General features: G+C 40.5%; 22 protein-coding genes and 1 tRNA gene. 15 read left to right on the top strand and 8 right to left on the bottom strand.

The window, feature by feature from the left end; translation table 11 throughout:
• Positions 1–245 precede the first annotated feature (245 nt).
• Both ACLCDL_RS11350 and ACLCDL_RS11345 read right to left on the bottom strand, forming a co-directional pair.
• Complete coding sequence (locus tag ACLCDL_RS11350; RefSeq protein ID WP_423148417.1) at positions 246–545, bottom strand: helix-turn-helix domain-containing protein; 300 nt, start codon at positions 543–545, stop codon at positions 246–248.
• A gap of 898 nt (positions 546–1,443) precedes the next feature.
• Positions 1,444–1,803, bottom strand: a complete 360-nt coding sequence (locus ACLCDL_RS11345; protein ID WP_423148416.1) for a hypothetical protein — start codon at positions 1,801–1,803, stop codon at positions 1,444–1,446.
• Positions 1,804–2,550: 747 nt separating this feature from the next.
• Here ACLCDL_RS11345 and ACLCDL_RS11340 point away from each other — a divergent pair.
• A complete protein-coding gene (locus tag ACLCDL_RS11340; RefSeq protein WP_423148415.1) occupies positions 2,551–4,992 on the top strand; it encodes a TonB-dependent receptor in 2,442 nt (813 codons plus the stop codon).
• Between the two features lie 86 nt (positions 4,993–5,078).
• Here ACLCDL_RS11340 and ACLCDL_RS11335 read toward each other — a convergent pair whose 3' ends face one another.
• The 3 genes from ACLCDL_RS11335 to ACLCDL_RS11325 form a co-directional block, all read right to left on the bottom strand.
• Complete coding sequence (locus tag ACLCDL_RS11335; protein ID WP_423148414.1) at positions 5,079–5,525, bottom strand: DUF2214 family protein; 447 nt, start codon at positions 5,523–5,525, stop codon at positions 5,079–5,081.
• A 298-nt stretch (positions 5,526–5,823) separates the two neighbouring features.
• Positions 5,824–6,348 (bottom strand): DinB family protein, encoded by a 525-nt coding sequence (locus ACLCDL_RS11330; RefSeq protein ID WP_423148413.1) that lies wholly within the window; start codon positions 6,346–6,348, stop codon positions 5,824–5,826.
• Positions 6,349–6,369: 21 nt separating this feature from the next.
• The gene (locus tag ACLCDL_RS11325) at positions 6,370–6,819 is read right to left on the bottom strand and encodes an SRPBCC family protein (protein ID WP_423148412.1); all 450 of its coding nucleotides are present in this window, start codon (positions 6,817–6,819) and stop codon (positions 6,370–6,372) included.
• A gap of 269 nt (positions 6,820–7,088) precedes the next feature.
• On the opposite strand from ACLCDL_RS11325, the gene ACLCDL_RS11320 reads away from it, so the two are divergent.
• The 3 genes from ACLCDL_RS11320 to ACLCDL_RS11310 all read left to right on the top strand — a co-directional run bounded on the left by ACLCDL_RS11320 (position 7,089) and on the right by ACLCDL_RS11310 (position 9,825).
• Positions 7,089–8,231 carry a glycoside hydrolase family 43 protein gene (locus tag ACLCDL_RS11320; protein WP_423148411.1) on the top strand — a complete coding sequence of 381 codons (1,143 nt, stop codon included), beginning with the start codon at positions 7,089–7,091 and terminating at the stop codon, positions 8,229–8,231.
• Positions 8,232–8,356: 125 nt separating this feature from the next.
• On the top strand, positions 8,357–9,301 hold the full coding sequence (gene metA, locus ACLCDL_RS11315) for a homoserine O-acetyltransferase MetA (RefSeq protein ID WP_423148410.1): 945 nt from the start codon (positions 8,357–8,359) through the stop codon (positions 9,299–9,301).
• A gap of 272 nt (positions 9,302–9,573) precedes the next feature.
• Complete coding sequence (locus tag ACLCDL_RS11310; protein ID WP_423148409.1) at positions 9,574–9,825, top strand: hypothetical protein; 252 nt, start codon at positions 9,574–9,576, stop codon at positions 9,823–9,825.
• A gap of 146 nt (positions 9,826–9,971) precedes the next feature.
• Here the strand turns inward: ACLCDL_RS11310 and ACLCDL_RS11305 are convergent, their stop codons facing one another.
• Positions 9,972–10,994 (bottom strand): LLM class flavin-dependent oxidoreductase, encoded by a 1,023-nt coding sequence (locus ACLCDL_RS11305; RefSeq protein ID WP_423148408.1) that lies wholly within the window; start codon positions 10,992–10,994, stop codon positions 9,972–9,974.
• Between the two features lie 227 nt (positions 10,995–11,221).
• Between ACLCDL_RS11305 and ACLCDL_RS11300 the strand changes: the two genes are divergently transcribed.
• From ACLCDL_RS11300 to ACLCDL_RS11290, 3 genes are all read left to right on the top strand, one after another.
• A complete protein-coding gene (locus ACLCDL_RS11300) occupies positions 11,222–12,256 on the top strand; it encodes a DUF6340 family protein (protein ID WP_423148407.1) in 1,035 nt (344 codons plus the stop codon).
• 108 nt (positions 12,257–12,364) lie between these two features.
• A complete protein-coding gene (locus ACLCDL_RS11295) occupies positions 12,365–12,958 on the top strand; it encodes a dihydrofolate reductase family protein (protein WP_423148406.1) in 594 nt (197 codons plus the stop codon).
• A 178-nt stretch (positions 12,959–13,136) separates the two neighbouring features.
• Positions 13,137–14,927 carry an ATP-binding protein gene (locus tag ACLCDL_RS11290; protein WP_423148405.1) on the top strand — a complete coding sequence of 597 codons (1,791 nt, stop codon included), beginning with the start codon at positions 13,137–13,139 and terminating at the stop codon, positions 14,925–14,927.
• Positions 14,928–14,993: 66 nt separating this feature from the next.
• On the opposite strand, the gene ACLCDL_RS11285 is transcribed toward ACLCDL_RS11290, so the two are convergent.
• Entirely contained in the window at positions 14,994–16,616 is a 1,623-nt protein-coding gene (locus tag ACLCDL_RS11285) for an alpha/beta hydrolase-fold protein (protein ID WP_423148404.1), read from the bottom strand.
• A 127-nt stretch (positions 16,617–16,743) separates the two neighbouring features.
• Between ACLCDL_RS11285 and ACLCDL_RS11280 the strand changes: the two genes are divergently transcribed.
• Both ACLCDL_RS11280 and ACLCDL_RS11275 read left to right on the top strand, forming a co-directional pair.
• Positions 16,744–17,106 (top strand): DUF4180 domain-containing protein, encoded by a 363-nt coding sequence (locus ACLCDL_RS11280; RefSeq protein WP_423148403.1) that lies wholly within the window; start codon positions 16,744–16,746, stop codon positions 17,104–17,106.
• A gap of 143 nt (positions 17,107–17,249) precedes the next feature.
• Positions 17,250–17,333: transfer RNA gene (locus tag ACLCDL_RS11275), tRNA-Leu, on the top strand.
• Positions 17,334–17,514: 181 nt separating this feature from the next.
• Here the strand turns inward: ACLCDL_RS11275 and ACLCDL_RS11270 are convergent.
• The gene (locus ACLCDL_RS11270; protein WP_423148402.1) at positions 17,515–18,234 is read right to left on the bottom strand and encodes a hypothetical protein; all 720 of its coding nucleotides are present in this window, start codon (positions 18,232–18,234) and stop codon (positions 17,515–17,517) included.
• A gap of 161 nt (positions 18,235–18,395) precedes the next feature.
• Here ACLCDL_RS11270 and ACLCDL_RS11265 point away from each other — a divergent pair, with 161 nt between their 5' ends.
• Genes ACLCDL_RS11265 through ACLCDL_RS11240 form a run of 6 tightly spaced genes read left to right on the top strand, consistent with a single transcriptional unit; the run spans position 18,396 to position 21,312 of the window.
• The gene (locus ACLCDL_RS11265) at positions 18,396–18,734 is read left to right on the top strand and encodes an ArsR/SmtB family transcription factor (protein WP_423148401.1); all 339 of its coding nucleotides are present in this window, start codon (positions 18,396–18,398) and stop codon (positions 18,732–18,734) included.
• A gap of 3 nt (positions 18,735–18,737) precedes the next feature.
• Entirely contained in the window at positions 18,738–19,202 is a 465-nt protein-coding gene (locus ACLCDL_RS11260; RefSeq protein ID WP_423148400.1) for an SRPBCC family protein, read from the top strand.
• A gap of 6 nt (positions 19,203–19,208) precedes the next feature.
• Positions 19,209–19,592: a DoxX family protein gene (locus ACLCDL_RS11255; protein WP_423148399.1), complete on the top strand. Its 384-nt coding sequence runs from the start codon at positions 19,209–19,211 to the stop codon at positions 19,590–19,592.
• Positions 19,593–19,634: 42 nt separating this feature from the next.
• Positions 19,635–20,216, top strand: coding sequence for a YdeI/OmpD-associated family protein (locus ACLCDL_RS11250; RefSeq protein WP_423148398.1), 582 nt, complete (start codon positions 19,635–19,637; stop codon positions 20,214–20,216).
• A gap of 54 nt (positions 20,217–20,270) precedes the next feature.
• The gene (locus tag ACLCDL_RS11245) at positions 20,271–20,738 is read left to right on the top strand and encodes an SRPBCC domain-containing protein (protein ID WP_423148397.1); all 468 of its coding nucleotides are present in this window, start codon (positions 20,271–20,273) and stop codon (positions 20,736–20,738) included.
• Positions 20,725–21,312, top strand: coding sequence for a DUF4256 domain-containing protein (locus tag ACLCDL_RS11240; protein WP_423148396.1), 588 nt, complete (start codon positions 20,725–20,727; stop codon positions 21,310–21,312). Before ACLCDL_RS11245 ends, ACLCDL_RS11240 begins: the two co-directional genes overlap by 14 nt.
• Positions 21,313–21,426: the final 114 nt, after the last annotated feature.

The raw sequence follows: 21,426 nt of genomic DNA, 5'->3' as shown, positions 1-21,426 counted from the left end.
TTGGATCGGGGAGATTGATAGCAGATGAAAAAGGAAAAGCCTTGACTATACCTTAAAATAGCATATCCTGCAATATCAGTTTTTATAAAGTTAGAAAACGCTGCAATACTGCTTTCTACTTTCCGCAGTCCCGTTTTACGCTCATACGCCACCAGCATTCGGCACGGGCCGGTATCCGCTTCAACCGGGTTTAGTTTCAACTTTGCAGTGCTGTTCTTGTAGCAGTTAAATTCAGCTCGCTCATTTTAAAGCCCTTCGGTTTTGCCATAATTTCTTTTAAGCAAGTCTTTTAAGTCCTTCGACTTGTAGTACGACTTCCCCTTTATCTGTGAATAAACCAGGATCTTTTCCGAACGCCATTTGGTAAGCGTCCGTTCGCTGATATCCAGCAGGAACATTACTTCCTGCGAAGTAAGCCAGGCCTTTTTAAAGAGGTTCCGTTTTTTGTCTTTCGCTTTTTTTTCTTTCTCATTTACTTTCTGAAGCAACTCCATCAACATACGTTCAACGTTGTGAAGCCTGTTTTGCTCTGCAAACTGGTCCATACAAACTACGATTAAGAAGACAGGAATCTAGCGGTTCGGAAAGTAAGCGAGAGCGAATCGACTGTGTCCGGCCTTGAGTTATACTTGGTTAATTAGATTTAAGTTAATGGCAATTTTTTTAATATCCAAATTTTTAATTTTTTAACTACCTAAATGGGCTGTAAAGACATGGCTTCCTGTTCGGGAAAAGGTGTTAAAAAAAGGCCTTTTGTTCGGGGCTTCTTCGGGAACTGTTCGTACCATGTTCGCAAACTCCCGAAGATGGTACGAACAAAGTACGGTTTTGGTAGGGTAATGAGGGCTTTTTTTAGTTTAGAGAAAGGGAACTTGTGAAGGGAGGAATAATACTTCGAAAGGATCAGCTTTCAGTTAAACTTTTAGCTAAAACTGTTAAGCCTTGACTTTTTGGTTCTTTTGTGTAAGACAAACCTGAGCGAAGCGAAAGCATGAACGCCTTCAAAAATTAAATCATATGTGAATAACAACTAGCTTTCGCGGCAATGAGCGAGAAAGTTTACAAACCTATATTCCTGATGTTTTCACCTATATAAGCGCATAATGTGAATAGGTGATTACTTTGTTTATTTGCCCTCATAGCCGGGCAGGCCTAGGAACTTTTTCTTGACAAAAAGTTCCGCAAAAGTCAAGAGACAAACGAAGCTTCAGCCCGCAAGGCTCCACTGGCCCGCCGTTTGTCTCAGGCCGGCGCTCTTCGTACTATGTGAGAGATGTGATTTTTTGTTCGTTTGTCTTTCACAGGCTCCGCACAAGTGTGCACGTTATGCAACGGGAATTCGGCATTACAGTCTTTAGCTAAAACTGTTAAGCCTTGACTTTTTGGTTCTTTTGTGTTAAGACAAAAGAACAAAGGTTTTATTGCCCTCATAGCCGGGCGGGCCTAGATACTTTTACCTTGATACAAAAGTATCCAAACCTGCGAAGCAAGCATGAGCTCCATTGAAAGAAAAACTAAATCTGCGAATAAATCAAGAGACAAACGAAGCTTCAGCCCGCAAGGCTCCACTGGCCCGCGTTTGTCTCCGGCCGGCGCTCTTCGTACTATGTGAAAGATGTGATTTTTTGTTTGTTTGTCTTTCACAGGCTCCGCCTGAGGGTATGTACGTTGTTGCAACGGGAATCCGGCATTACAGTCTTTAGCGTTAAGAAAGTTTGAATGAAGGCTTGCAGAAACATTTGATTTGCAGGAAGGGAAGCAAGACGGAGAAGTGGAGTAGTGGCTTGCATAATGCTCTTCCATTCCACGGCTTGGCTTGCAGATAAGCCTTCAGTTAAACTTTTAGCTAAAACTGTTAAGCCTTGACTTTTTGGTTCTTTTGTGTAAAGACAAAAGAACAAGAATACCTTTATTGCCCTCATAGCCGGGCGGGCTTAGTCCTTTTCTCTTGAAAGAAAAGGACCAAAAGTTCAAGAGACAAACGAAGCTTCAGCCCGCAGGGCTCCACTGGCCCGCCGTTTGTCTCGGGCTGACGCTCTTCGCACTATGAGAGAGATGTGGTTTTTTGTTCGTTTGTCTTTCACAGGCTCCGCACAAGTGTGTACGATGTTGCAACGTATATCCGGCATTACAGTCTTTAGCGTTAAGAAAGTTTAAATGAAAGGCTTGCAGAAACATTCATTCAGCAGGAAGGGAAGCAAGACGGAGAAGTGGTGTAACGGCTTACACTTTGCTCAAACCATTCCCAGGGCTCGGCTTGCAGATAAGCCTTCAGTTAAACTTTTAGCTAAAACTGTTAAGCCTTGACTTTTTGGTTCTTTTGTGTTAAGACAAAAGAACAAGAATAAAGGAAAAGAGATAATTGAAGATTTTAAATCTGCTTTATTAAGTTGTACAGGATGCGCTAAAACTAACATCCCGTACAGCATGACATGAACATCAGTTTATTTACTTGCATTAGATGCCCTTCAGGAATCAATGGCTGCTTTTTGAATATAAAATTTTATTTTCTCTTCAGGAGTGCTTGTTTTGCAATCATAAAATAACGGCATGAAGAAGGTTGCTAAGCTCGTATTTTTTTGTATCTGTTTCCTGTTTTGGATGCTCACTACACTCGCACAACGAAACGGAAATTTAATTGGAACGGTAGAAGACAAAAATACTACGCAAGCGTTGCCGGGTGTGACGATAGCTGTAAATGGGACCTCTTTAAGCACTATAACAGACAGTGCAGGAGCTTTTAAAATTTCACTGCCTGTGGGAAGCTATTCGGTTACGGCCAGTTCTCTGGGCTATGAGTCCAACACTTTGTTTAATATTGAAGTAGGAGCCGGTAATGACCGCATTATCCGGTTCCAAATGATTGCAGAGGCAAAGTCGCTGGAAGGTGTTGTTGTTACTTTTAACAAAAATGTCACGGCCATTGCCACAGATATGATTACACCCCTTTCCGTACAGCAGCTTACTTCACAGGAAATTCAGTCGAACCCGGGTGGAAATTTCGATGTTTCAAAAGTGGTGCAAACATTGCCGGGAGTGGGCTTGAGTAATGGTGTGGGCGAACGAAACGACATTATTATACGGGGTGGTGCGCCGAATGAAAATGTTTACTATCTGGATGGAATTGAAATACCGGTGTTGAATCATTTTCAAACGCAGGGAAGTTCGGGGGGAGCACAAGGTATTTTAAACGTTTCGTTTATTGAAAGCCTGAAGCTGACAACTTCAGCATTTGACGCGAAATATAACGATGCACTGTCGTCAACATTCGTAATCAACCAAAGAAACGGAAATCCTGAACGTATTTCGGGAAATGTGCGGACGAGTCTGACGGAAAGTGCCCTTACCCTGGAAGGCCCGCTTTCGTCAAAGACCACTTTCTTAAGTTCTGCCCGGGCATCTTACCTGGCACTTTTGTTTAAATTAATTGATTTGCCTATCCGCCCAAATTTTTCTGATTTCCAATACAAGGTCAATCACAAATTCAATAACAAGACTACTCTGACCGCCATCGGCCTGGGCGCAATCGATAGATTTCATTTTGCGCCTACAAGAAAATCGTCACCTGAAAATATTTATGTGCTGCGATCCACGCCTTATATCAACCAGTGGACTTATACGGCGGGGTTCAATCTGAACAGAAAAATCAGCAATGGGTTTATTAATTTTACCCTGAGCAGGAATGTGTTCAATACCAAACTTGATAAATTTGAAGATGAAAAGAAGGTTGAACAAAACCGCACCTTATTAGTTAATTCGCGTGAATGGGAAAATAAATTCCGGTTTAATTACAATAAATACCTCAACGGATGGCGATATTCTGCGGGTATGGATGCTCAGTATGCAGGATATTCAGGAGATGTGTATAATAAACTGCTGAATGAAGTAAAAGATGCAGCCGGCAATATCTTTTCACCCGAAAAAGTAATTGAATTCAACAGCGAAGTCAGGTTTTGGAGGTACGGACTGTTTGCACAGGCAGCCAAACGTTTTTTTGACGATAATCTGCTTGTTTCCGGTGGGCTCCGCATGGACATGAACAGCTTTACAAACACAGGCGGCAACCCTTTCAAAACATTTTCTCCACGTCTTTCAGTATCCTATCGTATAAATAATCAGTGGAACCTGAATGCATCTTCAGGCATTTACTTCAAGACACCGGTGTACACCGCACTCGGATACCGGGAGAATGGCGAATTTGTGAATAAAGACATGGACTATACCCGTTCTACACATTTCGTACTCGGAACCGAATATCTGCCAAAAAATTCACTCCGGTTTACACTGGAGGGATTTTATAAAAAATATTCTGACTACCCTGTATCTGCATCAACCGGAGTTTCTATGGTTAACCAGGGAACTCAGTATGGATCTGTTGGAAGTGAGCGGCTGATTACGAATGGTAGGGGTGAAGCTTATGGCATTGAGTTTTTTGTGCAGCAGAAAATGACCCGAAATATATTCTACGTGATCAGCTACTCCTACGTGGTCAGTCGCTTTTCAGGCTTGGACGGTATGCTGAAACCTTCTTCCTGGGATAACAGACACCTGTTGACCGGAACACTGGGGTACAAGTTTAAGAACAACTGGGAGATAGGTGTAAAATATCGGTATGCCGGTGGAAATCCGTATACGTCTTTTGATATAACAGCATCGCAGGCTAACTATATGCTGCTGGGGCAAGGTATACCGGATATGCAGTTGCTCAATGAAAGCAGGCTTTCAGCATATAATCAGCTTGACTTTCGGGTAGATAAGAAATTTAATTTTCGCAAAACTTCACTAACCGCCTATCTGGATATTCAAAATCTGCTCATGCAGGAAAACGAAAGCAACCCGAACTTTACATTTAAACGTAATGCGGATAATACAGGCTTTGAAACTACAAACGATTTACCTGTGGAAATGGATGGAAGTAATGCAATACCGGTTATACTTACAAACAAATCTGGTCGCCCGCTGCCCTCTCTCGGTTTTATACTGGAGTTTTAACAGTGCAAGGAGTTAAAAGAGGCAGGACACAAACAAATTGTCCTGCCAAGCCCGGACATTTTAGTGCGAGGAAAAAATTAAACTTGTTATCCGAAATATCCCACCCCTTTAGCCATTAGCGCTGCCAGTAGGGGAATAATAACAAGCAAAAGTAATTCGATCCGGAGGCATAGAAATACTGTTTTGGGTATTTCAACTGCTTCGTCCTGACTGCCTTTCCGTTGCCGGATGAAGAATACAGTAGGGTAGATAGAAAGCAATCCGACAAGAACAAACAAGGTAATCTTGGTGTGGAAAATCCAGTTAGCGCTATAGAATGCTGCCGGTTTACCTACATCTCCAAACCATAAAGTTAGTCCGGCAACCAAAATGCTTAAAGCTGCAATGCCGTAAATAGCGTCAATTCCTGCAATACGACCTATTTCTTTCCGGGTTAGCGTTTTCTTTAGTAAAATATGCTCGGCAACTAAAGAACTGAATACGGTAAAAATGCTGATGAAGTGCAGGTAACGTAAAAAAATCTCAAGAGTCATTCAAACAGGTTTTGTATTTAAAATTAGTTAATCCTGTAATTTGACGATTTGATATGAAATTTGTTACTCGTTAGATTCGAAGTCTCCACTGAACAAAGGCATGTTGTTAAGACAAAAGGAATTTTTGCTTTTTGGAATGTTCTTAAAAGTATTCCAAATTTTAGATAACGCAGATTCTAAATCTGCATCATTTTTTGTTACCGGATTTAGTGTTAAGAAATTTTGAAGAAAGTGCAAGTACACAGCGGACAAATCCAGCTGCGTACCACACCAACATTTGGATGTAATTTATGAGCAGTTAATAGCCTAAGTTATCATCCACATCGTATCTGACACCGGGGTAATTTAAAATCTTTCGCATCAGGCCTAATTGTCCTAAAAGGTAGCTTTCGCGGTCTATGCACATACCCACCATGTTGAGTTTGTTCTCTTCCACGTACGAAATATTCATCCCGAATTCGTAGGGCTTCAGAAGTTCTGCCTCTTCAATATGTAAGAGCTTTTGATATAAAAGAGGGGATATCTTATGCCACTCCTTCTTTAGCTCTTCAAGCGAGGGGTATATGGCATTTATATCCAGTGCTTTTGCATCCTTAAACAAGTCTTCATGAGGGTCCTTTTCCGGCATACCTAATATGCCTGCCAGCCAGTACCGGGTGTTAACCAGGTTGCCAACCATCCAGGTGAAATGGTTCGTTTTATTTTCGACACGGATTTGCGCATCCGCTTCCTGAATACCGGCGAGCATGTTGTTGAAGGTTTGGCTGCGCATGCGATAGCCGGGGATGATGACTGCCAGAGATCTGGCTGCGGGAGTTTCCATAATCTGATTTTTTAAAGGTGTTTACTGTTCAGAGATTTTCTTTACTATTTCCAGGCCCTTAGTAAAGCCGTTGTTCATCATGTCTGCCCATTCCTCGCCTGTTTGTACGGAAGCTTTAAGAGTGGTAACCCCATTGTTTTCGGACAGGTTATATGCTTCCAGAGACCCTGCCCAACTCTTTACTTTTTCACTCGTTGTATCTTCTTTTCCGTCGATAACTTCGCCTAAATGCTCAAATACAATTTCATACGGCTGATTCATTGTTTTTATGGTACTAACCATCCCGTTGCCCTTCGTATCCATGAAGAATGTTTTTCCGCCTGTTTTCCAATCACTTTGCATAACAGAACCGCCGTTGGGGTCGGGATTAAAAGGGGCTGTCCATTGGGGATATGTGGCTTCGTTCCAGAGTATATCCCAGACTTTTTGAGCAGGTGCATTAATTTCCTGTGTAAATTGCAGTGTTTTCATAAGTACGCTTTTTTAGGTGAATTTGATAGTATAAATTTAAGATATTATATAAGAAGGATGTGAGGCATAGGAAGACAATTTAGGGGGTCGATTGCGGCATTATAGTTCCTTACTATTGGTTAAAGTATTTTACCCTATCGCTCTCCGGAATTACAAATTCGGAAGAGCAGAAATTAACCCAATATTAAGCCGGCATGAATAGTTGGTTTTGCAGATTGCATTGATATTTATTAATTTTTTAGTTTTGCTACCACTGAAATTGGTTCTATATGAGAAAAATAGTATTGCTTTTTATTCTTTTTACTGAAGTGCTGGCGAAGCCTGTAATAGCTCAGACAAATTCAAGCAGTCAGGAGGCCGTTTATACAAATCCGCTAAAAGTTGAGTTAGGTGATCCCTTTGTATTATTTAGTAAAGGCATGTATTACATGTACGGAACAGGGGGAGGAGCAGACCGGGGCTTTTCGGCATATTCATCTAAAGATCTAGTCAATTGGAAGCCGGAAGGACAGGTGTATTTTCATGACAATAAAAATGGCTGGAGCGATCCGAACGCCGGTTGGGGCGGAGCGTATTGGGCTCCTGAAGTTTATGAAGTAAAAGGTAAGTTTTACCTCTTTTACAGTGCACAGTGGAAGGTTAACCCTGCAAAAGAAGCAGAAAATTTCAGGATTGGTGTTGCTGTTTCCGATAAACCTACAGGGCCCTTTGTTGACCTGGCACCGAAACCTCTCTTCGATCCTGGGTATCCCATTATTGATGCAAATGTGTTTTTTGATACAGACGGCAGGTCGTATTTATATTATTCGCGGGCTGCTTATAAACATCCTGTAAAGAGCGAAATAGCAGAGCAGGCAAGGAAAAGCGGTAAGTATAACGAAATTGAAGAAAGCTGGGTTTACGGTGTAGAACTGAAACCCGACTTTTCGGGTGTGATAGGACAACCGGTATTATTGCTTCGGCCTCCTGTAAAGTTAAACGACAAGCAAGCCGAGTGGGAAAGCCTTTCTGTAACTACCGGTGAAGTTAACCGGCGCTGGACAGAAGGTTCGGTGACGTTTAAAAAGGACGGCATTTATTACATTATGTATTCTGCTAATCATTTTGGCGGAGAGCATTACGCAGTGGGTTACGGCACTTCTTCTTCACCTTTAGGCCCTTTTAAAAAGGCAGACAATAATCCGGTGTTGCGTAAGAATACAGATAAAGGTGGCATTGTTTCCGGTACCGGGCATAATAGCATCGCTTACTCTCCGGACGGTAAGGAGATGTTTTGCGTTTATCACGGACGAACAACCAGGACAGGTCCGGAACGAGTAGTGTTTATTGATAGAATGGATGTAAAAAACGGTAAAATTATTGTACATGGCCCTACTACCGAACCTCAAAAAATGCCTTCAGGTTCCAGGTAATAAGGTTAGCGTAATAACTTATTAATGTTTCAGAATTGCCATGAGACAGTCACAGAGCTTCTCTTAGTTTAGAGTTCAGCGTTATTATTCTTATTTTCGCGTTAAATAAGAACAAGGGAGAAGTAATGCCAGTTAAAATTCCGAATAATTTACCTGCTATAGAGCTGTTAAAGAAGGAAAACATATTTGTAATGAGTGATCTGCGGGCAAATACGCAGGATATTCGCCCGATGAAGGTACTCATACTTAACCTGATGCCTCTTAAAATAACAGCCGAGACGGATTTTGTTCGTTTGTTATCCAATAATCCTCTGCAGGTTGAAGTAGAATTTTTAAGGCTTGATTCACACACTTCTAAAAATACATCGGAAGAGCATCTGGAAATGTTCTATAAAAGCTTTCATGAAGTAAAGGAGAACTTCTATGATGGTTTGATCATTACCGGTGCTCCTGTAGAAATGCTGGAGTTTGAGCAGGTAACCTACTGGCAGGAGATCACCGAGATCTTTGATTGGGCCAGAAAACACGTAACCTCAACACTCTATATCTGCTGGGCCTCGCAAGCTGCACTTTATCATTTTTATGGGGTAGAAAAAAAGCCATTGGATGAAAAACTATCCGGGGTGTTTAAACATACTGCAACTGAAAAGGGCCACTCCTTGTTAAGGGGCTTTGACGATGAGTTCTTTATTCCTCATAGCAGGCATACCACCATACTAAAATCGGATTTAGCAGATAAAGAAGATCTTCGAATCCTGTCAGAATCTCCGGATGCAGGAGCCGCCATTATATCTTCCAGGGGCGGGCGTGAATTTTATCTTACCGGTCACTCAGAATACGCTCCGCTAACCCTGCACGAGGAGTATGTCAGGGATGTAAAGAAAGGCCTTGGTGTGCCTGTACCGAAAAACTATTACCGGGATGATAATCCGGAGAATGCTCCATTGGTTTGCTGGACAAGTCATGCGAATTTACTTTTCAATAACTGGCTCAATTACTTCGTTTACCAGGAAACGCCATATAATTTACAGGACGTGGCTAAGTTGGGAGAGATAGTTCAAAACGGCTGATTTTTATATGTAAAGTGAATGCTCTATTACTTGTGTGCTTCAGCGGACATAATCCAAAGGGAGCGCTGAGCAGCGTTAAGAAGGCTTGAATGAGGTGTGCAGAACATTCAAGTTTGCAAACAACGGGTATAAGATTCCGGGCATTCGTCTCCTATATTTATTAGACAATTTAGTCAATACATTTGAACAGGCAAATGGGAAAACAAAAACAAAAATTGGAAATTTAATACCCGTACGATTGCTCTTAATCGTTCACAATAAGCTTAACACTGATGAAAGAACCTTTCGACATAGAAATAGGAGATATAGCATATTCAGTCTTCCCTGAAGAGGATGAAACTTATACGATTTTCAAAGAGGGTATTGAATATTTAAAAATACAAAAAGACGTAGAAGGGGTTTGGCTAAAGCTAGATCCCGATACCGACATTACTGTTTTTACAGAGGATGCGGAAGTCAATCTGATAGGGGCGGAAATAGACAAATTCACTCCGGAGGAAGAGGACGAAGATAGCTTAGAATAAAGGGATTTATAATCCCTAAAGAAATTGTGTTAAGAGATTATAAATCTGCTCCAGTCTATCGTTAAATCTGCTTCAATCTATCGTTTTGACTTTTGGTCAGACAAAAAGGGCTTGATAATTTCAGCCCCTCTGTCTTTTCCCTTATTCTAACGCCAGCCCAGCCCGGGAGCTACATATTCCAAAATGGAGGACAATAGATGCACATTGTAATCTACACCCAAAGTATTGGGTATGGTCAAAAGTATAGTATCTGCTTCCTGTATGGCTTCGTCCTCAGCTAATTCGCTGATGAGTCGATCCGGCTCTGCTGCATAACTCTTTCCGAAAACAGCCCGTTGGCCACGCTCTATATAGCCGAAACTATCGGACGCTTTACCTTGCTGCCCGAAGTAATACCTGTCCTCGTCGGATACCAATGCAAAAATAGAACGGCTAACAGATACCCTTGGCTCACGTTGGTGTCCCGCCTTTTTCCAGGCTTCCTTATACATCCTGATCTGTTCTGCCTGCTGCACATGGAAAGGTTTGCCACTTTCATCGTACTTGAGGGTAGAGCTTTGCAGGTGCATCCCGTTTTCGGCGGCCCAAACAGCTGTCGCGTTTGATGCAGCGCCCCACCAGATACGGTCCCGCAATCCTTCAGAATGGGGCTCCAGGCGTAGCAGGCCCGGGGGATTGGGAAACATGGGGTAGGGATTAGGCTCGGCAAAGCCGATACCTTTGAGTTTATCCAGAAACTCCAGCGCTTTTTTGCGTCCCATATCTGCATCGGTTTCCCCCTCCGCAGGTTGGTATCCGAAATGACGCCAGCCGTCGATCACTTGTTCCGGCGAACCCCTGCTGATCCCTAATTGTAAGCGGCCTCCTGAGATCAGATCGGCGGCACCGGCATCTTCCACCATATACATGGGGTTTTCATAGCGCATGTCAATTACACCGGTTCCGATCTCTATTTTACTTGTTTTAGCCCCGATGGCTGATAGCAGGGGAAACGGCGAGGCTAACTGGGCTGCAAAATGGTGTACGCGAAAATAGGCACCATCTAAACCGAGCTGCTCCGCTGCAACAGCCAGGTCTATGGATTGAAGCAAGGTATCGGCTGCCGTACGGGTTTTATAGGCAGGATGACCGGACCAATGTCCAAACGATAGAAATCCAATTTTTTTCATATAACACAAAGTTAAGGATTGAGGCGGCTAGTTACTCCCTCAAATAATATTTGATATTAGGATGGAAAAGAGGTTGTCTAATAGCCGACACGTTTGATTAGTATTGGTTCGACAAGTGCTTCAGAATTGCAAATTCCGGAATTTCGTTGAAATAAAAAAAATTTCTACTACTTTAGTTCGGTAGTCTTAAGAACTAATTGAACCAAATTAACGCATTCTTAATTTTTATGAGAAATCTGATCTTAGTACTCCTGGTACCTTTTCTTTCAAATTGCCGCTCTACCAATTATGTGACATTGACAGTTACAGAGCCTGCACCCGTAACACTTCCTATGTCTATGAAAAGAATAGGAATTATTAACAGAAGCCTGCCTGGCAGCAAAAAGCCTATTTTGGAGAAAGTCGACGAGGTTTTAACTGCTGAAGGGAAAAACCTGGATAAGGATGGGTCGGTAAAGGCTATGATAGGACTTAACGAAGAACTGGGAAAGAACGAACGCCTTACAGATGTACAGTATCTCGCCGGTGAAAAATGTGAAGCTTCTAATTTCGGGGTATTTCCGGAGCCGCTTTCGTGGGATCGGATTGCAGAAATATGTACTAAATACCAGCTCGACGGACTGTTTTCACTGGAATCCTACGATACGGATTCGAAGATCAACTATAGCACGGCGAATGTACTTCTTAAAAATCCCATAGGATTGAAGGTTCCCACAATCGAGCATCAGGCAGCTGCAAAAACAATCATAAAAACCGGATGGCGCATCTACGACAATAACAGCAGAACCATTATCGACGAGTTCAATATGACGGGAAATGTAAGCATGACAGGCAAGGGCATTAATCCTGTCGCTGCTGCCTCGGCAATTACCGGTAGAAAGGAAGCGGTCAATCAGGAAAGTTATAAACTTGGACAGTCATACGCCTGGAGTATAGAGCCGTATAAAACCAGGGTGAGCAGGATCTATTATGTTAGAGGAAATGATAAATTTAAAACAGCAAAGCGCAGGGCACAAACAGGAAACTGGGACGGAGCAGCGGAAATGTGGACCCGGGAGACAAAGAATCCAAATGCGAAAATAGCGGGAAGGGCACTTTATAACATGGCCATTATACAGGAGATCAGGGGAAATATGGAGGGAGCACAGGACTATGCAAAGCAGGCATATGAAAACTTTGATAATAATCGGGCCTTACAGTATCTGAATGTATTAAAGAATCGGAGCAAAAGGCTGGAGCGATTGGCATATCAGAGGCAGTGAGAATTCTACTTGGGAATTTGTAACTCGTGCTGCGGAATTTGTATCGTAGCAAGGCTGCTATCTGTGAAAGATTTTTACAAAATAAATTATACCAGGAGGTGAAATCGTATGAGAAAATTAATTGTAATATCAATGATTACATTGGATGGGGTAATGCAGGCGCCTGGAGGACCTGAGGAAGATACCTCAGGCGGTTTCGAATATGGCGGCTGGCTTGCACCTTATGATGACGAAGTCTCTGGTAAATTTATGGAAAAACTGATGCAACCAGCAGACGTTCTTCTGGGCAGAAAAACATTTGAAATTTGGGAAAACTATTGGCCACATCATGAAAAAGCATGGCCGGGCATAAATAATGCATCGAAATATGTTTTGTCCACTACAAGGAAAAATTCCGATTGGAAAAATTCAGTTTTCCTTAACAGCCTGTCAGATATCAAAAAGCTTAAGAATTCAGAAGGTTCTGATATTCAAGTCTGGGGCAGTAGTAAGCTTATTCAGCTGCTGCTTAAGAATGACCTGGCAGATGAACTCTGGCTCCTCATTCACCCCTTGACCCTTGGTAAAGGAAAAAAGTTGTTTGACGATGGCCCGATTCCCGCGGCATTTACATTAACAGAAAGTACAGTTACTCCGGGTGGAATTATTATTGCAAATTATAAGCGAGCCGGAAAAGTGGAGACAGGAACTGTTGGAGAATAAGAAGAAATAAATCTGATAATTACAGCATTTTAATTTCTAATAAAAAAATAGGATAGTTTTGGCGTGGTTAATTTATATTATATTAGGTAAATTTTTTCTCTTTTAAGAGAAGATTTACCAGAACCGCTGTCTGTAAATGTAGATACAGATAGAATAACCGATTTAAGACTATTTCCGAATGAATCCGCATCTTTCTGTTTTTAACTGGTCTTTGAAAAAGTTGCTTAGTAGCGAACCGGACACCTTCATACAAGCTAAAATAAAAATTCTGTACACCATCCTGTTGTTCTCGTTACTTAAGGTTATCATCGTACTAACGGTAACGTGGCAGGGAGGGCAGATATATCAACTGGCAAGAGCAGTACTGATGCTCTTTGTATTTACCAGCTTTCTGAAAGTGCTGTTAGCAAACCGAAAATTTGTGCAGCCTCTTACCCATGCAATGGTTTGTACCGGTTTAATGCTTATCTGGTCAAATGCTTTTCTGTATGCACAAATTATTAATGTAATTTCTATACAATTTATCTTTATGCTGGTTGTAAGTGCATTTTATCTCTTACAGCTTCGTTTTGCCTTTCTGTATTCTTTTTTAGCAACTCTTCCTGCAGTAATTCATACAGTTTTTCCGCAGGGATTTTCATTAAACCTGATGCCTTCGGCAGAACTTGTATCCCCGGGGTTTGAGATTCTTGTAGTACTTAATTTTATAACCATACTTATAAGTCACTATTTGTTCAGGCAGGCTTTTTATACGAATCTCGCTGAAAAAGAAGCCTTAAATATACAGCTTCGGCAAGCAGTAAAAGAGGCTAACCTGGCTGTAGAATCAAAATCCGACTTTCTCTCCACCATGTCCCATGAATTGCGTACACCACTCAATTCAGTAATCGGGATTAGTGAATTACTACTGGACAATGCACATAGCAAAGAACAGGAGGAAAATCTTACTATCTTAAAGACTTCTGCACACAGTCTGCATACGCTTATTAATGATATTCTTGATTTTAATAAGTTAGGATCAGGAAAGCTGGAGCTGGAGAAGATACCGGTAGAAATTGAAAGGTTCTTTAACGAGATGAGTATGGGGTTGCGTTTTCAGGCAATACAAAAACAGATTGATTTTGTGCTGGATCTGGATGAAAGAGCAGTGGGATTAAGTGTTATCAGCGACCCCACACGCCTTACTCAGATTATTTATAATCTGGGAGGAAATGCCATCAAATTTACCCAGGCGGGCAGTGTGACTGTTAGTGTTCATTTAGTATCAGCTGATGAGGAGAATATATGTATAAGAGTTTCGGTTAAAGATACAGGAATTGGAATAAGTGCAGAGAAACTGGAAACTATTTTTGAACCTTTTACCCAAGCGAATTCCAGTACTACGCGAAACTTTGGTGGCACAGGATTAGGGCTTGCAATTGTTAAACGCCTTTTGTTGTTATTTAACAGTGCTATCACTGTTGAAAGCAATCCCGGTGTTGGCTCTATATTTTCTTTCGACTTGTCACTTAAAAGGGCTGAGCCAGGAGAAAGAAGTGCTTTTTATGATACAGATAAGGATTATAACCTTTCAGGTCTGCGGATTCTGGTAGCAGAAGATAATCTCATGAACAGAGTATTGCTGGCAAAACTATTTTCTAAATGGAATATTGATCCGGTATTTGCTTTCAATGGAAGTGAGGCGGTAGATAAAGTAATGACAGATAATTACGATTTGGTACTAATGGATCTGCATATGCCGGTTATGGATGGCTACGAGGCTGCAAAAACGATTCGTGCACTGGCGGATCCTCAAAAGTCAACGATTCGGATAATTGCCCTGACAGCTTCTGTTTCCGGAAACCTGAGCGAAAAGATCAGGGCTGTTGGAATAGATGATTATATTCTCAAACCATTTAAGTTAAATGAACTATACGGAAGGCTTAAAGAAGAATCGCTGCGACTATCCATCTATCCTGGAAATAGCTAATCTTAAATTATAATCTAAAAAGGATAACTATAATTATCCTTTGATCCATTTAAACATTCAGTTGGTTTATTTACTCAAAATAAATTCAATTCCATCTTCAAAAGATGGCAGAGCAGTTCCCATATGCTCCATATTTTTATAAACTTTTGGCTGCACGCGGATCAATTGCTTTGCAGTTAGCAGTTGAGAGAACGTACTGATACTGTTCGCTTCGCTATCCTTGATTTCCAGTTCTCCCACCGATAAGTACAGTTTTGTATTCTTTTGATTATTACCTGGGTCAGGCAGTTCTTCGAATTGCTTCATCTGGTAACTGTCGTGATACCATAGGGAAGGACTCGCCGCGATATAATTAGTAAAAATAGCCTCCTCCATTCTGTCGCGTAATAGGCTGTATAATACGAAATATCCGCCAAGTGAATGACCCATGAGGATTCGGCCGGTTTTTTCCGTTCTATAAGAGGAGTCAACCCGTGGTATAACTTTTGTCTTTATAAACTTATAAAAATTGGCGCCTTCGCCACTCACTCCGAAACTATCGGCAGGCAACGCAGTCGGAAAGGTATAATCACGAGCTCTTAAGGAATCCATTACATACGCGTTCTCATAACCTATACCCACAAGTATCGGCTCCCGTTGTATCTTCTTCTTTTTGACCAGCTGCTCTATTGAACTGCTTACAGGATCAAAAAAGGCATTGCCGTCCACCTGGTAAATAACGGGATATGTTTTCCGGCTGTTTTTTGAATAATCTTTAGGTAACCTTACGAAAATACTGAACGGCTCCTTTGAAAAATCGGACTTTAAAATCATTGAAGGAGTAGTTTCAGCATCATCTGGCTCCTCGGGTTTGCTTTTATCGGTTAAAGCCGTGGCATACAAACAGTAGTGATGAGGCGGCCTTACCCATTGCCCTAAACTGCTTCTTCTAAAGAAGCTTTTTGAGCTGCCGCCTATCTTCACTTCATAAAAAATCTTTTCAACATCTTTATTTTCAGGTATAAACTCGATAGCGGCAAATACCTTTCCTTTCAACCAGATATTGGAAGCGGACAAATTAAATTTTAACCACCCTTCCTTGATAGGATGGCGTTGAATAATGCTCTTGTTAACTAATCTTTCCGCAGGTTGATTTTCATCTTCATCGTATCTGTAAAAGTTTATTCTGAAGCTTGCGCTATCACGTCTTGATGAATTAATATGTAGATTCAGCGAAGTGATCTTTGCTATTTTGTTGCCCAGGTTAATAACCTGTCCAATTTCAAAACTATCATCCTTTTTAAAAATACCATCCGTAAAATGAATGATTCCTGTTCTTTTGATTCCGTATTTTTTCTCTGTTAACTTTTCTCCTGTCACCACAACTTCATTCAATAGCGTTATTTTCCTATTGAGGTTTATATCGAGTTCGGTTTCAGGGTTTAATTGGAGTAGTGGCAGCATAAGTTCGTCATACCCGACAAGCGAAAAGGTTAACGTATCCCTGATATGATCTTGCGGGAACTGGATTAAAAAGGAGCCGTCTTCTCTGGAAATAGTTCCTATATTTTTCCCTTTTATCCCAATATTTACATAGCTGAGCGCTTTTCTGCTTTTGGTGTCTGTAATTCTTCCCCTGATATTCATCTGGCAGAAAGCAGGAAAATTAAATCCGATGATCAGGATCAAAGCTATCGTTTTTACTGGCATGCTTAAAAATATAGGAATTGGTGAATTGGGATTAAAAGTTTAACATGCTTTAACATTTTAAGAGATATTTGTCCGGCTGCTGCTTCACATTGTTGCTTTTGTTAACTTTATCTTTAATTTATACGTGATGGAAATAACTGTTTCTGATTTTAATAAAGTAAAGATTGCAGAGCTTGTATCTGATAAGATTGAGATAAATACCGTTGATGATGCGCTGGATTTAATAGGAAACTCTGGTTATCTCGGTGCTGCAAAAGTGATTATTTATGAAAAAAATCTCAATCCCGACTTCTTTGATCTTAAAACGAGGCTTGCCGGCGAAATTCTTCAGAAATTTTCTAATTACAACCTTTCTCTTGCTATCGTTGGTGATTTTAGCAAGTTTAATAGTAAAAGTTTGAAAGACTTTATTTATGAGAGTAACAAAAGGGGTAGGATAGTCTTTGCTAAAGATGTTAATAAGGCGAAGGAACAGTTAGCAAGGGATTAATTCAGATATCTCTTTCCTCCTCTGGCATTGTTATCAAAATGACGAAGAGATAGTTTATTGTCACTTTTAATTTAGTTGAAGAAAGCTTCCTGATTTTTTTATATTTGCAGCCTGTTGGAAAGCAAAAATACTATTTTCTAACTGCCCGGATGGCGAAATTGGTAAACGTTGCGGTCTCAGAAGCCGTTGAGAATTGTCTCTTGAGAGTTCGAGTCTCTCTCCGGGCACATCCCATAAACCGAGTCTTAAATTAATTGTATCTAAAACCAAGGTTTAACCTGAGTTAAGACTGTATTACTGCCTTATAAAGTTTTTTTGCAGATACTTTTTCTTAAGAAATAAGCCCAATCCTGAATAATAGTAGCAATCCGTTTTTTTAAAGAAAATCCTCAATTACTGTCAATTTCTTTAATCCACAATATTCGCAAAGAGTACGAGCACGATGTTTCCGATTATGTAATAATAAAGGATCATGACAAGAATGTAAACTGATAATAAACACAGGTTGGTTTTTAAGCGGCTGTAATGCAACGAGTACGTCAGTATGCTGAAGTTGGTTAGATAAGTTGAAATCAAGACATAACCGAATAAAATAATCGCGAACAGCAGGATGAAGATATCGTAGTCGTTTAAAAGGAAGAAGCTGGTGAACAGAAAGAAACCGGATGCATACGAAATACAAAAAGTATACAAAAAATGGTAAATGTATTTTTTTAAGGAATCGGTAGTTACGGCTTCCTTTTTTAGTATCAGTATTAGCAATGAAAATAAAATGGGGTATATACTGAAGATAACGGAGATAATAAGGAATTTATCTATAAACGGAATTGTAGGATTGGTGGCTACGCTGGAAAAAAAATCGGTTCGGTTAGTGTTTAAAGGGCCTAGATAGGTGCCGTAGTTTAAGGAATAATATATAGGTAGTGTAACGAATAAAATAAACAGCAGTACTGGAGATGTGAAATCTTTAAAACGATCTTCTGTAGGAAGTTCAAACTGGCTCTCTACATAAGCAAATGACCATCTGGGAACAAGCAGCTGAAACAATGTTTTTGGAATTAATACAATAAGCGTTAAAAAGCTGTAGAACAGTTTTTCAATGTCTTCCAGTAGTTTGGATATTTCCATAGTAGAATAGTGTAATTTTCTGAAGACAATAAATTTAAACTATTTATTCGGGGCTTTAAATAATTGAATTAATTCCTGTGAACAGCAACTTCTAAAAAATTAAAGAAAAATTTGTGTAGTTATATAGCTACGTTTATATTTGTAGTCAAATAGCTACAAGAATGAATTTAAGACGAGATGTATTTCAGGCCCTGGCAGACCCCACAAGAAGGGCTATACTGTTGTTATTAGCATCCCAATCGATGACAGCAGGTGCAATAGCTTCAAATTTTGATACAGCAAGGCCTACTGTTTCAAAACATCTGCAAATACTTACGGAGTGCGAATTGCTTGAGCAAGAGCAGAACGGTCGCGAAATTCATTATCACATCAATGCAAAAAAGATGAAAGAAGTAGCCGATTTTATTGAACCGTTCCGCAATATGTGGGACGACCGGTTTAATAAACTGGAAAGTATCATGAAAAATTATAAGTCTAATAATTATCCGGAAAAAGAATAAAGTATGGAACGAAAAACAAAAGTGAATGCCGAAGATGGCAAACAGGAAATAATGATAACAAGGGAGTTTGATTTGCCCCTGGAACTTCTTTTTAAAGCCTATGTAGAGCCGGACCTTGTTGAACAATGGATGGGAACCAGGGTGCTGAAGCTGGAAAATAAAAAACACGGCAGCTGGCAATTTGAAACAACCGACCCGAAAGGGAACAAGTACGGCTTCAATGGAGTGATCCATGAATTTATTCCGAATCAGAAAATCACCCGGACATTTGAAATGGAGAATACGCCCTTTGGTGCCCAGTTGGAGTTCCTGGAATTTGAAAAATGCACTGAAGACACCAGTAAACTTACCATGCATGTAGTTTACAGGTCTGTAAATCTCAGAGACCAGATACTTGCTTTGCCTTTTGCTCAAGGTATAAACATGGCGCATAATCGCTTGCAAAACATCGTAAGCAACTTAAAATAATACATTATGAAAAAAAGAAATAAAATTATTTATTGGATTGCTACGCTCTGGCTGGCATTAGGAATGCTTTCAACCGGAATTGTACAGTTATTAAAATTGAAAGAAGAAACAGCAATGATGTCACATCTGGGCTACCCGCTGTATTTTCTGACAATACTGGGTATCTGGAAAATTCTGGGAGTTGTTGCCATACTTATTCCTAAATTTCCTTTGCTGAAGGAATGGACGTACGCTGGTTTCTTTTTTGCCATGTCTGGTGCTGTCTTTTCTCATTTAGCCCTGGGAGATGGCGCTAAGGAATTTTTCGGTCCGGTATTATTGCTGGTACTTACAATGCTGTCCTGGTATTTCAGGCCTGCAGATAGGAAAATTATCTTAAATAACAATTGAATAGCCCTAAACAGTATATTACCAAACTTTACAAATTAATATATGAATCCAAAAATTGACTGGTACTTCAGTAAAACCGCAAAGTGGCAGAAAGAATTGGAGAAACTAAGAACGATCGTTCTTGAAACCGGACTAAACGAAGAATTGAAGTGGGGATGCCCTTGTTACACGTTTCAGAAAAATAACATCGTTTTAATACATGAGTTTAAAGAATACTGTGCACTTTTATTTTTTAAGGGAGCCTTGTTAAATAATGCCCATGGTATTTTAATCCAGCAGACGGAAAATGTACAGGCGGCCCGGCAGGTGCGGTTTACAAATATTCAGGAAATAATGGAGGTAGAACCTGTTCTGAAAGCTTATATTTATGAAGCCATAGAAGTGGAAAAGGCAGGGTTGAAAGTTAATTTAAAAAAGACTACAGAGTTCACTGTTACTGCCGAATTTCAAAAGAAATTATATGAGATGCCCACATTGAAAACTGCTTTTGACGCACTAACACCTGGCCGGCAAAGAGCGTACCTGCTGCATTTCTCTCAAGCCAAACAATCTAAAACCCGGGAGGCAAGGATTGAGAAATGTATACAGCAAATTCTTAGTGGAAAGGGGTTAAATGATTCGTAAATTCGATAATAAAATAAATTTTATTCATTTTACCACGCTGGCCAACAGATATAAATGAAAAAAGCAACTAACGATACAGCCGACAGAGAACTCAGTATTACAAGAATATTGAAAGCTCCGGTAAATTTAGTTTGGGAAGCATGGACAACTCCAGAACATATTGCGAACTGGTGGGGTCCTAGTGGATTTAGCAACACCATTCATAAAATGGACGTAACAGCTGGTGGTGAGTGGCGGTTGACTATGCATGCCCCTGACGGAAAAAATTATCCTAATAAAAGTGAGTTCGTCGAAATTGTGCCGTTTAAAAAAATTGTGTTCAAACACTTTAACCCTAATTACCTTGCCAACATAGTTTTTGTTCCAAAGGAAAAGGAAACCATGCTGGAATGGACAATGCAGTTTGAAACAGCTGAATTGTTTGAAACAGTAGTTAAAGTTTTTAAAGCCGATGAAGGCTTGAACCAGAACGTAGAAAAACTTGAAAATTACCTGATCCAAAAAATATATGAAGAGCAGTAAAAATTTACTACCGCAACAACGGGAAGAATTATTCGATACTTTAAAACTCCGTTTTGAGAAAAATATGCACCGACATAGAAGTCTGAAATGGGCTGAAATACAGGAAAGGCTCAACTCTGAACATTCTACGGAAAAACTGTGGTCTATCCATGAAATGGAAAGAACCGGAGGAGAACCGGATGTGGTTGTTTTCCCAACAACTATGGGGAATGATAAAAACACAGAAGAGTACATTTTTTGTGATTGTTCCGCAGAAAGTCCTAAAGGTCGGAGAAGTGTTTGTTACGATGAAGAAGCCCGGGAAGCAAGGAAAGAACATAAACCGGCAGACAGCGCCATTGAGATGATGATAGCAATGGGTATTGAGATTTTAACCGAAGAACAATACCGTCGTCTGCAGCAACTCGAAAATTTTGATACAAAAACGTCCAGCTGGGTGAAAACACCGACAAATATCAGGGAACTGGGCGGCGCTCTTTTTTGCGATCGCCGCTATGGCCAGGTGTTTCTGTATCACAACGGCGCGGAATCGTACTATGCGGCCAGAGGATTTCGTGGTTTGTTGAGAATCTGATTTTTGCTGCAGTTGCTCTCGGTAAAAAATCATTCAATGGAAATTGTTGCATAATCAAGATTAAGATGTTTTACTAATTTTAGTTTTAGTAATCCTTACCCTAACTAACACTAG

Origin of the sequence: Rubrilithobacter danxiaensis, assembly GCF_047272945.1 — a bacterium.
Taxonomy (GTDB): Bacteria; Bacteroidota; Bacteroidia; order Sphingobacteriales; family Sphingobacteriaceae; genus Rubrolithibacter; species Rubrolithibacter danxiaensis.
Note: the sequence above shows the minus strand (reverse complement) of the source record. Positions and strands in the feature narration are given on the sequence as shown.

What these genes read in the sequence shown, in the direction of transcription:
- ACLCDL_RS11260 (WP_423148400.1), top strand. Translation starts at nt 18,738, where the DNA reads ATGGAACGAAAAACAAAAGTGAATGCCGAAGATGGCAAACAGGAAATA.
- ACLCDL_RS11245 (WP_423148397.1), top strand. Translation starts at nt 20,271, where the DNA reads ATGAAAAAAGCAACTAACGATACAGCCGACAGAGAACTCAGTATTACA.
- ACLCDL_RS11255 (WP_423148399.1), top strand. Translation starts at nt 19,209, where the DNA reads ATGAAAAAAAGAAATAAAATTATTTATTGGATTGCTACGCTCTGGCTG.
- ACLCDL_RS11305 (WP_423148408.1), bottom strand. Translation starts at nt 10,994, where the DNA reads ATGAAAAAAATTGGATTTCTATCGTTTGGACATTGGTCCGGTCATCCT.
- metA (WP_423148410.1), top strand. Translation starts at nt 8,357, where the DNA reads ATGCCAGTTAAAATTCCGAATAATTTACCTGCTATAGAGCTGTTAAAG.
- ACLCDL_RS11350 (WP_423148417.1), bottom strand. Translation starts at nt 545, where the DNA reads ATGGACCAGTTTGCAGAGCAAAACAGGCTTCACAACGTTGAACGTATG.
- ACLCDL_RS11290 (WP_423148405.1), top strand. Translation starts at nt 13,137, where the DNA reads ATGAATCCGCATCTTTCTGTTTTTAACTGGTCTTTGAAAAAGTTGCTT.
- ACLCDL_RS11285 (WP_423148404.1), bottom strand. Translation starts at nt 16,616, where the DNA reads ATGCCAGTAAAAACGATAGCTTTGATCCTGATCATCGGATTTAATTTT.
- ACLCDL_RS11240 (WP_423148396.1), top strand. Translation starts at nt 20,725, where the DNA reads ATGAAGAGCAGTAAAAATTTACTACCGCAACAACGGGAAGAATTATTC.
- ACLCDL_RS11250 (WP_423148398.1), top strand. Translation starts at nt 19,635, where the DNA reads ATGAATCCAAAAATTGACTGGTACTTCAGTAAAACCGCAAAGTGGCAG.
- ACLCDL_RS11270 (WP_423148402.1), bottom strand. Translation starts at nt 18,234, where the DNA reads ATGGAAATATCCAAACTACTGGAAGACATTGAAAAACTGTTCTACAGC.
- ACLCDL_RS11345 (WP_423148416.1), bottom strand. Translation starts at nt 1,803, where the DNA reads ATGGAAGAGCATTATGCAAGCCACTACTCCACTTCTCCGTCTTGCTTC.
- ACLCDL_RS11320 (WP_423148411.1), top strand. Translation starts at nt 7,089, where the DNA reads ATGAGAAAAATAGTATTGCTTTTTATTCTTTTTACTGAAGTGCTGGCG.
- ACLCDL_RS11300 (WP_423148407.1), top strand. Translation starts at nt 11,222, where the DNA reads ATGAGAAATCTGATCTTAGTACTCCTGGTACCTTTTCTTTCAAATTGC.
- ACLCDL_RS11295 (WP_423148406.1), top strand. Translation starts at nt 12,365, where the DNA reads ATGAGAAAATTAATTGTAATATCAATGATTACATTGGATGGGGTAATG.
- ACLCDL_RS11325 (WP_423148412.1), bottom strand. Translation starts at nt 6,819, where the DNA reads ATGAAAACACTGCAATTTACACAGGAAATTAATGCACCTGCTCAAAAA.
- ACLCDL_RS11280 (WP_423148403.1), top strand. Translation starts at nt 16,744, where the DNA reads ATGGAAATAACTGTTTCTGATTTTAATAAAGTAAAGATTGCAGAGCTT.
- ACLCDL_RS11340 (WP_423148415.1), top strand. Translation starts at nt 2,551, where the DNA reads ATGAAGAAGGTTGCTAAGCTCGTATTTTTTTGTATCTGTTTCCTGTTT.
- ACLCDL_RS11265 (WP_423148401.1), top strand. Translation starts at nt 18,396, where the DNA reads ATGAATTTAAGACGAGATGTATTTCAGGCCCTGGCAGACCCCACAAGA.
- ACLCDL_RS11335 (WP_423148414.1), bottom strand. Translation starts at nt 5,525, where the DNA reads ATGACTCTTGAGATTTTTTTACGTTACCTGCACTTCATCAGCATTTTT.
- ACLCDL_RS11310 (WP_423148409.1), top strand. Translation starts at nt 9,574, where the DNA reads ATGAAAGAACCTTTCGACATAGAAATAGGAGATATAGCATATTCAGTC.
- ACLCDL_RS11330 (WP_423148413.1), bottom strand. Translation starts at nt 6,348, where the DNA reads ATGGAAACTCCCGCAGCCAGATCTCTGGCAGTCATCATCCCCGGCTAT.